Source organism: Bacillus cereus group sp. BfR-BA-01523, assembly GCF_022662615.1.
GTDB lineage: Bacteria > Bacillota > Bacilli > Bacillales > Bacillaceae_G > Bacillus_A > Bacillus_A mycoides.
This window is the reverse complement of record NZ_JAKUDX010000016.1, coordinates 18,960-33,181: the sequence shown is the minus strand read 5'-3', so window position 1 is coordinate 33,181 and position 14,222 is coordinate 18,960. Positions and strand designations below refer to the sequence as shown.

The window sequence follows — 14,222 nt, the reverse complement described above, 5'->3', positions numbered from 1 at the left end:
GTTTTTGGCAATGTGAATTTTTTATCCATAGTTGCCAAATATACAGATAAAAATTTATGATTTTTCAAACTACAAAACAAGATACTGTTTCTATCTTTTATTCTACTGGTATCTCACGCTTAGACGTCCATGCATCAAATCCTGAACGGCTATTTGCCATTTCATTCATAACTTGATGCCAATTTTCTTCACATGATTCGCCAAACTGTGAGAAAATAGCTCCCATTTGTTCTCTTTGAACATCGCTCAGTTTTTTCTCTAAGTCTGTTCCTTCTTCTGTTAAAGACAGCTGTTTCACACGACGATCATGTGCAGCTTCATTACTCTCAATAAGTCCTTTATCTAACAGTTGGCGCAACGGTCCGTGAAGAGCTTGTTTACTTATTTCTAAAAGTGATAGCAGCTCATTTACACTAAGCCCTGGAAAACGAGCGATAAAAAACAGAATTCTATGATGTACACGCTGTATACTATACTCTTTTATTATTTCATCTGGTTTTTCTGTAAAAGTTTTATATGCAAAGTAAAATAATGCTAATGCCTCATTCATTTGCTCTTCTTTATGTTGTGTCATCTACTTTCCCCCTGTATGTAAATTATACCACAACTCAATTATGAATAATTAAGTTGGTATATTGAGCCTAATTTCTTCATTCTAAAACCAACAAATTTCAACTATTATATTTTTTGAAGGTTGTTTAATTCGTAAACCATACCTTCAAATAAAGTATCCAAATTATTTTTTAAAGAATTCTTAAGGAAATAGGTTAAATTCAAATGATAAATATTGTAAAATTTATTTATTAATATTTTTTTGAAAAACTCAATTGTGATTGGAGTGTTATTGTATGCAAACAAAAAAAGTTTATCTTTATGTATTTAATACGATGTCAGACTGGGAATATGGACATTTAATTGCAGAACTAAACTCAGGAAGATATTTCAAAAAAGAGTTAGCCCCTTTAAAGGTAGTTACAGTAGGAGCTAATAATGAAATTATTACTACGATGGGAGGACTGAGCATAAAGCCAGATATTTCCCTGGATGAATGTACTCTTGAGAGTAACGATCTTTTAGTTTTACCTGGAGGGACTACTTGGGGGGAAAGCATTCATCACCCTATCTTAAAAAAAATTGGTGAAGCGTTAAAACTCGGCACTATTGTTGCTGCCATTTGTGGTGCAACTGAGGGGTTAGCGAATTTGGGATACCTAGATTCTAGAAAACATACAAGCAATGATTTAGAATATATTAAAATGGTTTGTCCTAATTATAAAGGAGAACAACTTTATAAGATGGAACCTGCAGTATGTGATGAAAATTTGATTACTGCATCAGGAGTAGCTCCTCTGGAATTTGCAATGGAAGTATTGAAAAAAATTGATGTATTTGCACCAGATACGTTACATTCGTGGTATAACCTAAATAAGACTTATAAGCCTGAATACTTCTTCCAGTTAATGAATTCAATTACTAGATAAGCTGAAAAATTAAATTAGCAGTTTTATATTATATAAAAAACTTAAAAAGCACCCCTAAAGTCGTTATAAATACAAACGATGACGGTTGTAAAACAAAAAATAAAAGGGATGATACATATTTATCTTGTATCATCCCTTTTATTTTTTATAACATTAATATCACCATATTATTTTAATTATTCATCTCCAGCAAGAGTTAACTGCCAAGATACACCATACTTATCATTTAACCAGCCAAATTTTTCACTAAATGGATAGGCACCTAAAGGCATAAGTATTGCTCCATCCTGCGCTAGTTTATTAAAGACCGTTTCAATTTCTTCTTCCGTCTCACAAGTTACATAAAGAGACATAGCTGGAGTGAATGTAAAATCATGCTTTACATAACTATCAATACACATGAACTCTTGTCCATTTAGCGTGAATGTTGCATGAATTACAGTTCCCTCTTTACCTGGTCCATTCTCATCATAACGAGAGATACTTACAATTTCTGATTGATTAAATAGCGATGTGTAAAAATTCATCGCTTCCTCAGCTTTGCCCTCAAACATTAAAAACGTAGTGATTTTTTGACTTGTGTTACCCATTTAGAGACATCCCCTTATTATGTATTCATGCAAAACATACATCAGACAACAAAACCGAACGTACATTCCGATAAATATATTGTCTATAAAAACAATGAATTTGTCAATTCTCTATTTTTTTATTTCTTCTTAAACAATGCTTTCCAAAGAAATGACTCTCCAAACATCTTATTTGGTTGTTCAATTTGTTTCATCTTCCTAATTTCAATCACTTCAAACTCTTTAAATATTTCCCTTAATTTTTCTTCCGAATAGGCAAGACCACCTTGTAAACTCCAACCTCTATATACGTCCCAATCCGTTATTTCTGATCCATTCCTCTCATCTAAATCGCCAGCTGCAAAACATGTTAATCCGAAATAACCACCAGATTCCAATGAGTTTTTAATTAAATCCACATAATTTATTCTTCTATGCGGTGGAATGTGATGCAAACAGCCCGAATCGTATACAAAATCAAATTCATTTTGAGCACCTAAATTAAAAATTGAATCACAAATAAAGTGAATTTCTATTCCTTTTTCTAATGCTCTCTCTTTCGCCCAATTAATACCTTCTATAGATAAATCTACTGCTGTTACATCAAATCCCTCACTCGCTAAATAAATTGCGTTTCTTCCTGGACCACATCCAAGTTCTAATACTTTCCCTTTTGAAACACTCTCTTTTTGTATATACGAAACTAGGTTCTCATCTGGAACATTTTCAAAAAACGGAACATCTTTTTCTCTATCCGCATAAAATTCATTCCAAAACGGTTCTGCAGGTCTTAATAATGAATCAAGCATTTTTAATATATCTTCTTGAGTGTGTAACGTTTCACTTTTCATTTATACCCCTCCACAATCAATAGTCAGAAAATTATTATATCTCTTTTTGAACTTTCAAACAAAGAAAAACTCCTATATTCAATAGGAGTCAAAAATATTATCTCTTTAAAATCCAAGTACAGTTAACCATTTTAACAACTGCTCTTCTCGCACCTTCAAATCATCGTTTCTATACTTACCCATCTGTATTTCGCTAACAATTTCTCCATCCACCATAAAAAGAACTCTTTCTGTTTTAGCTGCTACCTTTACGTCATGAGTAACTAGCAAAATTGTAGTTCCCATACGGTTTATATTTGCTAAAATATCCATTACTTCTTCTGTCGCTTTTAAATTCAAAGCACCCGTTGGTTCGTCAGCAAAAATAATATTAGGTTTATTTATGAGTGCTCTACAAATAGATACCCTTTGTAATTCTCCTCCTGATGCTTCAGTTATATTATTAGTTGCAATTTGACTAATTCCCATTTTTTTCATCAATTCAAGTGCACGTTTATTTATTATTTTCCTGCTCTCAAATTTTGCTAAATACGCAGGCAAAACTATATTATCAAAAAGATTCAAATTTCTAAGAAGATTGCTCTGTTGAAAAATAAATCCCATTTCGCTGAGTCGTAATTTTGCTAACACCTCTTCTTTCATACATGTTATTTCTTTACTATCAACTTTCACACTTCCTGATGACATTTGATCCATTCCGCTAATATTATATAGTAACGTCGATTTCCCTGAACCAGAAGGTCCCATGACCGATATAAACTCTCCCTCATAAATCTCTAAATTTATATTTTTTAACATATGGTAAGTTTTATTTCCATCCATTGCGTATTCTTTATTTAATTGTTTTACTTCTAAAATTTTTTTCAAATTACACACCTCCTACTCCCCATTTAGCTTTAAATCATTTGTTTGTTTCACTGTAAAACTACTAAAAATTGTTGCTACGGTCACAGATATAAATAAAATAGCTGGACATATTACATAAGAAATGATCGGATTAACAACAAACTTTATGTGAGCTGCTCCCATAAATGAACCTAACCAGCTTATTAGTGTTTCTCCAAACGTAGCAGCTATAAATGTCCCTGTTAAAATACCTACTAATACTATAGAAATAGAACGAGTAACATATTGTATACGAATATCTTTGTATGAAAAGCCGATACTTTTCATAATTAATATTTGCGAAGAATCTTTTACCAATAACATTTTAAAAAACATCGCAGTTATTAAAACCGATATCAATATAGCAATCAAAATTGCCACTTGTGTCACGAGTCTTAATTGTTTAATTGTCTCTCCTAAAGTTTGAGATAAATAATTATCCGTATCTGTTATTTTTGCAGAATTAAAATTTTGTTTATACTCCTTCACTTTTTCTTGTAGATTCACTTTGGGTTTCATATCTACATTTACTACGTACCATAATATATTTTCTTTATTATAAGAAAAACTCGCTTTAGCTGTTTTTCCTCCATTCGTTACATCTTGATATATACCACTAATAGTTAGCATTTTCTCTTTTCCTTCTACAAATAAAACGATTTCATCCCCTATATTCTTTTTTAATTCATTTGCGTTCATATAAGAGAGAGCGATCTCATTTTCATTTTTTGGTGCCATACCTTGAACATATTCTATTGGAAATTGGGCGAAATCTCCCACTTCTACATTTAAGTTTTCATGTGTACCATCAGCTTTCACCATTTTAAATGTACTCGTTACAAATGCTGCATATTTTTCTACCTCTTCATCGTTTCCGACATACGATATAACGTCATTAAACCGTTTTTCTATATTTTCAGATTGCTGTAAATCTATTCGTATATCACTCTTTCCTGTTCCCATATAATTAACAAATTGCGGTGACTGAATCGTGTACAAAAAGTTAACTGGTACAACAATCATGAACACTGCAATAATTAAAACGATACTTAATACTCGATATAACTTAAATCGTTTCACTACATCTTGTATACCAATAAATATATTTACATTTGTAATTTTAGTTTGATAGAGAGAAAAAAATCTTCTAATCTTTCTTTTTCCTAGTTTATCTCTTGATCGTAAAGCGTCTATTGCTGTAATTCTTCTGAAATTCCGCAAAATGATGCGGCAAAAAAGTATAACGGCTAGAAATAACAATGTTGTGACTATCAATGGCACAACATAATATAAAATACTTTTATTAGCTGTCCCCATATAAAGTGCGATGTTAGAGGTAAATATTTTTGTAACAAATAACGAAAGGATATATCCACATATACATCCGATAGCGGAAATAACAACATATTTTGTTACATATAGTTTTTGAATATCTTTACTTTGAATGCCGATAGCTTTCATAACACCAATTTCCCGATAATCTTCTTCCATTGAAGTCATAATCGTAAATCTAATACATAAAATCGCGATTAGCATTAATAATGCACTTATTATGATAAGTACTGCAGCTATTATTCCATCTGTTAATGAATTGAGTGTTTTAAAGAGTGAATACGTAATAGAGGGACCTTTTTGAGGTAAGTTTGATGACTGGTATAAAGTTTCAAATTCATTTATTTTAGTTAAATCTGTTAGCTGGAATTCAATAAGATATTCACTTTCTCCAAAATTCCCCTTTATTCTTTCGAAGTCTTCATCGCTTGTTACAAATCGTTTTGAACTAACAAGTGATGGGTTCATTTGAACATCACGAACAAATGCCGAAATAGTAAATTCTAGCTCATTATTATTTTTAACAACCCAAATTTTATCTCCAATACGCAAATTATATTTTTGCATATAATAAATTGGTACACCTATTTCCCCTTTCCTAACATCGATCAATTCATTATTTAAATCTAATAAAAAGTCAAAAATAGTATTTTGCTTAACGAAGCTAATGTCCATTACACTAGTATGTTCCGCTTGATTTTTCTTCTTTATAAAAATGTTAGACCCGCCTATTTGAACCATCTCTGCTGTTTGTTGTTTTTTTACAAAAGGAGTTTGCGCTACAAATGAATCAATTGACTTTTGGTTTATTTCTCCGGCATGCATTTGTACGAAGTGCGGTGCGTTTGATACTTTAAACAATTGATCCGTTGAGTTCAATAGATTTATAACGTTACTTGAAGCACTTGCGATTAAAAGACTTGATAACATGATAAACATAAATAGAATGGTAATTATCATTTTATTTTGAGAGAAATCTCTTTTTAACATTCTCCTAATCATATGGAGCTAGTTCCCTTCATTCCATAATATTTTCTTCGTCACCATCGCTATTATTATCATTATGAAACTAATAACTAATATAGGTAAATAAATTTTCATACTGAATCCTTCAAACATAAAACCATAAATGACTTGCCCAATTGGTGCCATACATTGAGATACCGCTGTTATAATTGCCATTACTTTTCCTAGGTTTTCATTTGGTGTTTTCTTTTGGACTACAGTAATCACATAGATGGATACAATTGTCACGATCATTGCAATTAGAATAGAAGAAAGTATAAAGAGGATAAATGGTGGATAGTATCCTAAATTAAGAATAACTGGCGTAACTGATAGTGCCATTGGTAGTACTAATAAAGCTATTAAAAGCATCCAGTAATACAATGTTTTCATCTGTAGCTTTTTCGCAAAAAAACCTATCGATAATGCACCTAAAATAGTAGCAAAATCGATCAATCCCATTCCAATTCCGTATAACGTGTCGCTACTTTCCATTGTTACTCGTATAATAATTGGAGCGCCAACAACAAATAGCGGTGTAAGTATTAAATTTAGTAATGCAGCTAAAAGCATAGATTTCAAAATAAATGGTTGTTTTAAAACATATATAAATCCTTCTTTCATATCCTTTACAATTGTCGGTATTATATGGCTTTCTCGTGCTCTTTTTATAAAAGGTATTTTAATAAACATTTCTAAAATCGCAGATAAAAAGAAAGCAAGACAACTTATTATTACGAGCATTTTCAAACCAATTATGCCGTACAGTATTCCTCCTAATACAGGAGCAACTATATTTGACAATGCTTGCACACCATTTACGATACCGTTCGCTTGCTCTAACTTATTCTCTGGAACTAATTGCGGAATACTCGCCATTACAACAGGTGAATACATTGCACTAACGACTGCTAGTAAAAACATAATTGTTCCAATCAATATAATAGATACAGGTCCAGTAAATAACAAAACTATAAAGCTTAATACAATCGCAGCGTTGATAAAGTCAAAAATAACCATTAAATTACGGCGATTGAAACGATCTGCTATCGCTCCGCCGAGAGGAGCTAGTAAAAACGGAATACTCGTTACCGCATATAATCCTGCGAATATATCAGCACGCCCTGTTATATCTAGCACATATAATGACAGGGCAAAACGTACAAGTGTTGAACCTAAAATAGTAATAATTTGTCCACTCACCATTAAGTGAAAATCTTTCATCGAAGACCTTATACTAGCTGACATCCTTATCACACCTTTCATTCGATTCAGACCGACTGTCGGTCGACAATATCCAAACAGAAAATTACTATTTCTGTTTGATTAAAACCTCCACCATGTAATCAAAGGCTCCCTCTTTCGCTCCAACGGATGCTTCCATCATTTTGATATAAGCTTTAGCCCTCCTCATCATTTCTTCCGGCTTCCACTGGAATAAACCCTCATCAAATATGACTTGTGCTGAAGAGAGTAATAATTCAATCGTTTCTTGTGGGTATGGAGTAGAAAATATGCCTTCAGCGATTCCTTGTTCTAAAATCTCTGCTAAAACAGGAGATAAATGAATAATTGATTGTACTATACTTTTTTGATGCATTTCCGCATTATTTGGCTGATGAAATTGTTCAATCATTTTATCTTTTACATCTCCTGATTTTGGTGATTGTTCCATTAAAACTCGAAATAACTTATCCAAAACTGGGATATTAGGGTTAGAGACAATTGCTTTCGCTTTAGCAACATCTGCTTTAATAATCCTCATAATAATTTCATCCATTACTTCTTCTTTCGACTTAAAATAATGATAAAACGTCCCCTTTGCTATACCAATCTCTTTTAAAATGTCATTTACTGTAGTTTTCGTATACCCTTTTGTAACAAACAAACGTTCAGCAGTTTCTAAAATTTCATTTCTACGCTCCCCATATTCTTTTACGATCCTCATTCATGTACTCCTTCCTACGGACCGACTGTCGGTTTATTTAAAGTATATGTTTAGTATGTGAAAAGTTTCCTGTTATCGTACATATACAACAACCTACTTTATATTTCCTTTATGAATTTTAAATTATTTAATACGGTAAATGAAATTTTAAAGGTTGTTTCTATGCAATCACCCTTGTACTTATATCGACTTCGTTGTATAAAAACAAAAAAGAGCCGCAACACTTTGCGACTCTTTTTGAATAATAACTATTTAACGGCCACGTCTTTGCTGACCTTGTTTTGCACTACTTTTCTTATTACTTGGCTTATTAAATGATCGATTGTTATCATTTCTAGAACTATTTCTTGAATCGTTTCTTGGTCCACCTTTTGAACCACTTCTTGAACCTTCACGGCTATCTCTTTGACGATATTGACCTGATTTCTTTGGAGCCGGCTTTTGTACCGGTTTTCCATTTTCATCTACATTTTTTATCATCGGTTGTTCGATTATTTCTCTTTGTATTGGTGCACCAAGCGTTTTTTCAATTTCTTCTAAATGTTTTTCATCTTTCGCTGCAACGAACGTAATTGCAAGACCTGATCCACCTGCACGTCCTGTTCGGCCAATGCGGTGAATATAACTTTCTACATCTTCAGGGATATCAAAGTTAAATACGTGCGTTACACCATCTACATCAAGTCCACGAGCTGCTACATCCGTTGCGATTAAGTACTGAATTTTAGCTTCGCGGAAACTCTTCATAACTCTTTCACGTTTCGCTTGAGGTATATCACCATGAAGTTCAGCACAATTATAACCAAGTCCCTTTAAATCATCATAAAGCTTACTTGCTCTAACCTTTGTACGACAGAAAATAACTGCTAAAAATGGCTGATCACGATCCATAACAAAACGAAGTGCATCTGGCTTTGCACGATCTGTCGTCTCAATGACACGCTGCTCAATTGTATCTACCGTTACTTCTTCACTTTGTACTTGAATCATTTGCGGCTCTTCCATATAACGTTTCGCCAATTTTTTAATATCTTTTGGCATCGTTGCTGAGAATAACATCGTTTGTTTACTATCAGGTGTCTCATCTAAAATATCTTCAATATCATATAAGAATCCGAAATAAAGCATTTGATCTGCTTCATCTAGTACAATCGTTGAAAGATTACTTAAATCAATTGTTTCACGTCGTATATGATCTAATAATCGTCCTGGTGTCGCTACAACAATATGTGTATTACCTTTTAATTTTCTCAATTGTTGTGCTACATCTTGTCCGCCATATATCGCTAGTACATTAATATCTTCTCTTTGAACAAGCATTTTTTTAATTTCAGTTGTAATTTGCAGTGCTAGTTCCCTTGTTGGTGCAACAATTAAAGCCTGAACATCACTAGACTCTGGATCGATTTTTTCTAAAATCGGTAACACGAATGCTAACGTTTTACCCGTTCCTGTTTTCGCCTGTCCAATAATATCTTTACCTGACATAATAACAGGAATTGCCTTCTCCTGAATCGGTGTTGCTTCTGTAATTCCATTTTCACGTAATGTATGATTAAAAGTTTCACTAATTCCTAATTCTAAAAAGTTTTTCAAATAGACCACTTCTTTTCCTTATTTTTCACATTAGCTTTCATTGTACCATTTGTTTCGCCAAATATGAAAAATAAAAAAATTCTTATCTTCTTTTTTTATTTTCATCGTGTATTAGATGCACAAATTCTTTTTGTTTTTTCTCGGATTTTATTAATGCTTCCATGTTTGTCGAATTCAAAATATACTTCTTAATTTTTCTATTACTCCAAATTAGACCTGTATATTTCGGATCTTCGTGTAACCTTCGAAACCACTCAAATTCGCTTAATTTGGCAATATGGTGTTTTAATTTCACGTCATTTCGAGGATAAAATAAAATTATATCTGCTATTACATCAAATAATGAGCCCAAGTTATTCCCTCCTATAACTTCTTTAATGAAGATATTAACGTAATTTTAAAAATCATTGTTTCACCAATTCAAAATAAATTACACCAATATGTACATCAAGGAACTAAGTTCTACAATTTAATATGTAATACGAAAGCATTATATAACCTTCATTTTGATTTAGCATATGAGCTTATCTTTCAGAAAGATGGTTTGCAATATAAAATGGAAAAATCCTAATAGTGCATTAGAGATATTTATTATTTTTCATTATAATTTTTATAGCCTTACCATATCAATTTGGGAATTTTGTGCGTTTAGAAAACCATTTAGATACATTTGGCCATATATTGTACGCCAATAATATAGTAGTAAGAAATTTACAAATGAAGGATATAGAAAGAGTAAGGGGGCATGGTTAATTACTCATGAAGGTATAGTGCGTTAGATGAATAAATAGGCTTCATTTGCAATAACATAGTATGTTTTCCCTTTACTGCTGTGTGCTTTGTACTGTGGCGAACCATTGACACTCACTTTTGCATCAATCATAAATCCCTGCATCTACAGAACCAGCTCCATCTTTATATTTCCAAGATGGAGCATCCTAGAAACGTAGATTGTCCACTTTGAAAACAATACGTTTTCAAGGTGGACAAATAAACTGTGCTTTTCTTATCGAGTAGCAACAGATACTTCTGAAAGAAATAGACTACATCGTAATAGGGGTTATATTCACAGCTGTAATTTTACAAGTTGAAATTGCAAACCTAACGGTTGTAGTTGGATTTATAGGTAATGTCCCTAGTACTATCCCAAGTCCTGTTTGTTCCACGCTAAAATCTGCTGCAATAGAACCATTACTTGCTAAAAGACTTACTGTAGATCCGATAAACGCATCCAGTAATTGTCTAATTGGTCGTTCACGACATTCACACTCGCATCCTACATCGGTAGGTGGAAGTAATGTAATAGGTGGTCCTGGTGGTAAAAAACCTACCCCTGTTACATCAGATATATTGACCACAAAGGTTGTGGTGCCATCTGTAACTGTAACTAAAAAATCATTCACAGAAGTGATAGTAAATAGAAAGAAAAGCGGGGGCGTGTTGGGTGTGTCTGCAATAGTGCCAAGAATAACAGTTTCTCCAATAAGTTGTTGTAAAACGCTTTGCATAGGTAAAACACAGCAATCACAAAGACAACCTTCAGTTCCTCCTGTTGGACCCGTTACTCCCGTTGGACCCGTTACTCCTGTTGGACCCGTTACTCCTGTTGGACCCGTTACTCCTGTTGGACCCGTTACTCCCGTTGGGCCTGTCCCTCCTGTTGGACCTGTGGGTAAAGTAAATGGTGGGATTGGGGGAAGTGTAGGGCCAATTAAATTTGGATTTAATGCATTAGCTTGAAGTATCCCATTTATCTTTGGTATTTCATTTTTATCAAACACATAACTACCTCCTATGAGTGTACTATACTGTAGTAATACAGTTACAAATACATAAACTTCATTGATTGTAATATAATATGTTTTCCCTATACTATTGTGCGCCTTAAATTGTACTGAACCTTCCATATTTAATTTCCTAAAAATTGTAAACACTTCACCTGCATCTACAAAACCATCCACGTCTTTATCCTGCCAAGATCGAGCATCATAGAAACGTAGAATGTTAACTTTAGAAACAACACGCTTTCCTACAATAGAAGAATCTACTGTACTTTTCTTACTAAACTTCACATAGGATGGATTGTTCTTAATCCATTGCTCTCCACCAAGGTTTAACCAACCAGGCTTTTCGCCCCATTCAACATAAGCTTCTGATTTATTTAGTTGACGAATCTTAGAATAGCTTGTGTCTGGTCCTTTACGTAAATTAACGTTGTAGCCTTCAATATAAGCTATACCATCGGTTACAGCTGTTGGTACTTCTGTTGGTTTAGGTGGCTTTCAGGTACAGAAACATCCACACTAGAATTATTGTATGCCCGTTGTACATCAGCACGGGATTGAGCTCCTGATCCCCCATGAGATTTTAAATAATCAAGTTGATCTTCATAATCTGTACCGCCAAGATATTTAATCACATCGTAGTGAATCCACAATCCTTTTCCTAAAGATAACTTGTTATCTTTTAAGATTTCCGCTAAAAGTTTTACGTATTTTTCATATGAACGCTCGAGCTTTATATGGTCTGCTGTTTCACATAACTCTACATGTACAAATCGTTTATTAGCAGCAGGTCCACCACCATATGCAATGTATTTTATATTAGCGATTTGGATTGTTTCATCTCAATCAACAGCATATTGAACAAATACGTTTCTTCATGTACGAGATTCATACTTTTGAATATTTCAGAAGTCGCTGTACTATGAGCTACTACGCCCTCATAAATACCTACACCAAAACGATATGATTGTTTTGGTAAATTAGGGATAAAAATGTTCTATCAGCAAAAATACTTGTAGCAAATGAACCAGCAAGTACTAGAATCATAAGGAACGAGGTAATTAGCTATATTAAAACCAGCTAAAATTGGAATGAATGTAAGTGATTGATTGATTATTTATTTATATCCTTAATTCCTTTCAATATTATTGTTGTATTCGGATTCATATACGCTATAAACAATCTAATAATTATTGTCAAGATAGCTGGTATTAAGAAATCAAAAGTTTTTTCTGCCTTCGTTGCAGAACGCAAATAATTCATTGAAACCTCTATCGGAAACTTATTTGCTTTCCAAAATAGATTTTCTCTTCATCTATCTCCATAATCATATCCGCTTAACAAGCATTGTTTTATTTTGAACAGGTATTCGCTTATAAATATCGAAATATACAATAAGAAAAAACAATAAAATTGATTATTCTTTCGCTTCTTTGTCCATCCTTTTAAAAAATCTATTTTTTGGAAAAGGAGTGTTTATATGGAGAAACAGACACTTTGGAAAAAATTCAAAAAAAGCTCAGCAAACCTCGGGAAATCAAGCGTATATGAAAGTATTATTTTATACTACACAATGAGAAAAAAAGGGTTACCTACTAAAGCTAAATTCATAATATTAGCCGCTTTATCTTATTACGTATTAGCAATCGACTTCATTCCAGATATAGCTGCTATTATTGGGATTGGCTTATTAGATGATGTTTTAGCAATCGCTGTAGCGCATAAATTTGTAATGCGACATGCGGATGCTGAAATTCGAGAGAAGAGTAAAATAAAAATGGAATCATTATTTACTTCAGCACACATTTAACGAAGAAAGATAGGCTCTTACTTGTCTTTTCTCACTGCCTAACCATCATCTATAGCTTTTAAACAAATGATTTGAACAGTGTTAATACAGAAAAAAGAACTAAAATAATCTTTTAGTTCTTTTTTGTCAACTCAATTTATTTTTGAACAATAGTTAAAAGAGCCTATTTTAATTTACCAACTAAAACAGGCTCTTTACTAATTTAAATTTACAAGATCATCATCATTTTACGCTATAGTTTGCTACTTCAACAACATTTCTCTTTCATCGCTTTCATCATAGACATAGTAGTCTTCATCATTTCATCACATTCATTCATTTTCACCATCATTGCCTTATCCATTTCTACATCCATTTGCATCATGTTATTCATCATCATTTTCATACACTTCATTTCACACATCATTTTTTCCATAGACATCATCATGTTTGTTGTTTCTACCATCATAGTTTTTTCCATATTAACATCCCCCTAGAATTTTTATGTTACAAGTATAAAAATTCCTTTTCGTTTTTCTAAAACCTTCTTAGTTTACCTCATACAAATATTTATCAATATATTTCCCTCTCAATTCGTCATTGATTAACTTTATTTATTGTCACGCTGAAACGTAAATATAATAAAAAGCATCTTATTATAGATGCTTCCTTGTCTAACAATTAAATTATTAACACTATGAAACTCCATTTGTTTCGTAAACATAGGGTAAATCTATTATTTTTATAAAATTCATAAATCCAACTATAACGTATTATAGTTTTATTCATATACTGTAGTAGATCACTAGAAAGGAGGCGTGTATATGGAAAGTTGTATTGTGTTCGTAAACGGCCAACCTTTTTTAGTACTCACAGTTGCTGGCATCGAAATTGCTAGATTGGAAATTACTCTTCAAGTAGCACTAGCTTTGAGAGTTCTCGGTATTCCAATCTGTGGGTAATTCATTTAAGTAAGTTTAAA

General features: G+C 32.7%; 14 protein-coding genes and 3 pseudogenes. 4 read left to right on the top strand and 13 right to left on the bottom strand.

The features are described from left to right. Nucleotides 1-97: 97 nt before the first annotated feature. Nucleotides 98-574 carry a MarR family winged helix-turn-helix transcriptional regulator gene (locus MR066_RS24295; RefSeq protein ID WP_002017049.1) on the bottom strand — a complete coding sequence of 159 codons (477 nt, stop codon included), beginning with the start codon at nt 572-574 and terminating at the stop codon, nt 98-100. 274 nt (nt 575-848) lie between these two features. Here MR066_RS24295 and MR066_RS24290 point away from each other — a divergent pair, with 274 nt between their 5' ends. Continuing rightward, nucleotides 849-1,481 (top strand): type 1 glutamine amidotransferase family protein, encoded by a 633-nt coding sequence (locus MR066_RS24290; RefSeq protein ID WP_219302277.1) that lies wholly within the window; start codon nt 849-851, stop codon nt 1,479-1,481. Between the two features lie 176 nt (nt 1,482-1,657). On the opposite strand, the gene MR066_RS24285 is transcribed toward MR066_RS24290, so the two are convergent. From MR066_RS24285 to MR066_RS24250, 8 genes are all read right to left on the bottom strand, one after another. Beyond that, nucleotides 1,658-2,071 (bottom strand): VOC family protein, encoded by a 414-nt coding sequence (locus MR066_RS24285; RefSeq protein ID WP_242248770.1) that lies wholly within the window; start codon nt 2,069-2,071, stop codon nt 1,658-1,660. A gap of 119 nt (nt 2,072-2,190) precedes the next feature. Further along, complete coding sequence (locus tag MR066_RS24280; protein WP_242248769.1) at nt 2,191-2,901, bottom strand: class I SAM-dependent methyltransferase; 711 nt, start codon at nt 2,899-2,901, stop codon at nt 2,191-2,193. Between the two features lie 105 nt (nt 2,902-3,006). Beyond that, on the bottom strand, nt 3,007-3,768 hold the full coding sequence (locus tag MR066_RS24275; protein WP_193665627.1) for an ABC transporter ATP-binding protein: 762 nt from the start codon (nt 3,766-3,768) through the stop codon (nt 3,007-3,009). Between the two features lie 12 nt (nt 3,769-3,780). Beyond that, a complete protein-coding gene (locus MR066_RS24270; RefSeq protein WP_242248767.1) occupies nt 3,781-6,120 on the bottom strand; it encodes an ABC transporter permease in 2,340 nt (779 codons plus the stop codon). A gap of 6 nt (nt 6,121-6,126) precedes the next feature. Further along, complete coding sequence (locus MR066_RS24265; protein ID WP_277929111.1) at nt 6,127-7,389, bottom strand: MFS transporter; 1,263 nt, start codon at nt 7,387-7,389, stop codon at nt 6,127-6,129. A gap of 46 nt (nt 7,390-7,435) precedes the next feature. Next, the gene (locus MR066_RS24260) at nt 7,436-8,071 is read right to left on the bottom strand and encodes a TetR/AcrR family transcriptional regulator (RefSeq protein WP_002069302.1); all 636 of its coding nucleotides are present in this window, start codon (nt 8,069-8,071) and stop codon (nt 7,436-7,438) included. Nucleotides 8,072-8,323: 252 nt separating this feature from the next. Further along, nucleotides 8,324-9,676, bottom strand: coding sequence for a DEAD/DEAH box helicase (locus MR066_RS24255; protein ID WP_044439603.1), 1,353 nt, complete (start codon nt 9,674-9,676; stop codon nt 8,324-8,326). 73 nt (nt 9,677-9,749) lie between these two features. After that, nucleotides 9,750-10,019, bottom strand: a complete 270-nt coding sequence (locus MR066_RS24250; RefSeq protein WP_242248765.1) for a hypothetical protein — start codon at nt 10,017-10,019, stop codon at nt 9,750-9,752. Nucleotides 10,020-10,037: 18 nt separating this feature from the next. On the opposite strand from MR066_RS24250, the pseudogene MR066_RS24245 reads away from it, so the two are divergent. Then, nucleotides 10,038-10,226: pseudogene (locus MR066_RS24245) on the top strand (hypothetical protein); the annotation flags it as partial. Nucleotides 10,227-10,442: 216 nt separating this feature from the next. Here MR066_RS24245 and MR066_RS24240 read toward each other — a convergent pair. The 3 genes and pseudogenes from MR066_RS24240 to MR066_RS27335 all read right to left on the bottom strand — a co-directional run. After that, nucleotides 10,443-10,644 (bottom strand): annotated as a pseudogene (locus MR066_RS24240) (N-acetylmuramoyl-L-alanine amidase); the annotation flags it as partial. A 66-nt stretch (nt 10,645-10,710) separates the two neighbouring features. After that, nucleotides 10,711-11,448 carry an exosporium leader peptide-containing protein gene (locus MR066_RS24235; protein ID WP_313954393.1) on the bottom strand — a complete coding sequence of 246 codons (738 nt, stop codon included), beginning with the start codon at nt 11,446-11,448 and terminating at the stop codon, nt 10,711-10,713. 42 nt (nt 11,449-11,490) lie between these two features. Further along, nucleotides 11,491-12,498, bottom strand: a pseudogene (locus MR066_RS27335) (N-acetylmuramoyl-L-alanine amidase); the annotation flags it as partial. A gap of 433 nt (nt 12,499-12,931) precedes the next feature. Here MR066_RS27335 and MR066_RS24230 point away from each other — a divergent pair. Then, entirely contained in the window at nt 12,932-13,261 is a 330-nt protein-coding gene (locus MR066_RS24230) for a YkvA family protein (RefSeq protein ID WP_002141768.1), read from the top strand. 247 nt (nt 13,262-13,508) lie between these two features. On the opposite strand, the gene MR066_RS24225 is transcribed toward MR066_RS24230, so the two are convergent. Beyond that, entirely contained in the window at nt 13,509-13,721 is a 213-nt protein-coding gene (locus MR066_RS24225) for a hypothetical protein (protein WP_000416118.1), read from the bottom strand. A 343-nt stretch (nt 13,722-14,064) separates the two neighbouring features. Here MR066_RS24225 and MR066_RS24220 point away from each other — a divergent pair, with 343 nt between their 5' ends. After that, the gene (locus MR066_RS24220; RefSeq protein ID WP_002127410.1) at nt 14,065-14,202 is read left to right on the top strand and encodes a DUF3956 domain-containing protein; all 138 of its coding nucleotides are present in this window, start codon (nt 14,065-14,067) and stop codon (nt 14,200-14,202) included. Nucleotides 14,203-14,222 lie beyond the last annotated feature (20 nt).

What these genes read in the sequence shown, in the direction of transcription:
- MR066_RS24295 (WP_002017049.1), bottom strand. Translation starts at nt 574, where the DNA reads ATGACACAACATAAAGAAGAGCAAATGAATGAGGCATTAGCATTATTT.
- MR066_RS24290 (WP_219302277.1), top strand. Translation starts at nt 849, where the DNA reads ATGCAAACAAAAAAAGTTTATCTTTATGTATTTAATACGATGTCAGAC.
- MR066_RS24285 (WP_242248770.1), bottom strand. Translation starts at nt 2,071, where the DNA reads ATGGGTAACACAAGTCAAAAAATCACTACGTTTTTAATGTTTGAGGGC.
- MR066_RS24280 (WP_242248769.1), bottom strand. Translation starts at nt 2,901, where the DNA reads ATGAAAAGTGAAACGTTACACACTCAAGAAGATATATTAAAAATGCTT.
- MR066_RS24270 (WP_242248767.1), bottom strand. Translation starts at nt 6,120, where the DNA reads ATGATTAGGAGAATGTTAAAAAGAGATTTCTCTCAAAATAAAATGATA.
- MR066_RS24265 (WP_277929111.1), bottom strand. Translation starts at nt 7,389, where the DNA reads ATGAAAGGTGTGATAAGGATGTCAGCTAGTATAAGGTCTTCGATGAAA.
- MR066_RS24260 (WP_002069302.1), bottom strand. Translation starts at nt 8,071, where the DNA reads ATGAGGATCGTAAAAGAATATGGGGAGCGTAGAAATGAAATTTTAGAA.
- MR066_RS24230 (WP_002141768.1), top strand. Translation starts at nt 12,932, where the DNA reads ATGGAGAAACAGACACTTTGGAAAAAATTCAAAAAAAGCTCAGCAAAC.
- MR066_RS24225 (WP_000416118.1), bottom strand. Translation starts at nt 13,721, where the DNA reads ATGGAAAAAACTATGATGGTAGAAACAACAAACATGATGATGTCTATG.
- MR066_RS24220 (WP_002127410.1), top strand. Translation starts at nt 14,065, where the DNA reads ATGGAAAGTTGTATTGTGTTCGTAAACGGCCAACCTTTTTTAGTACTC.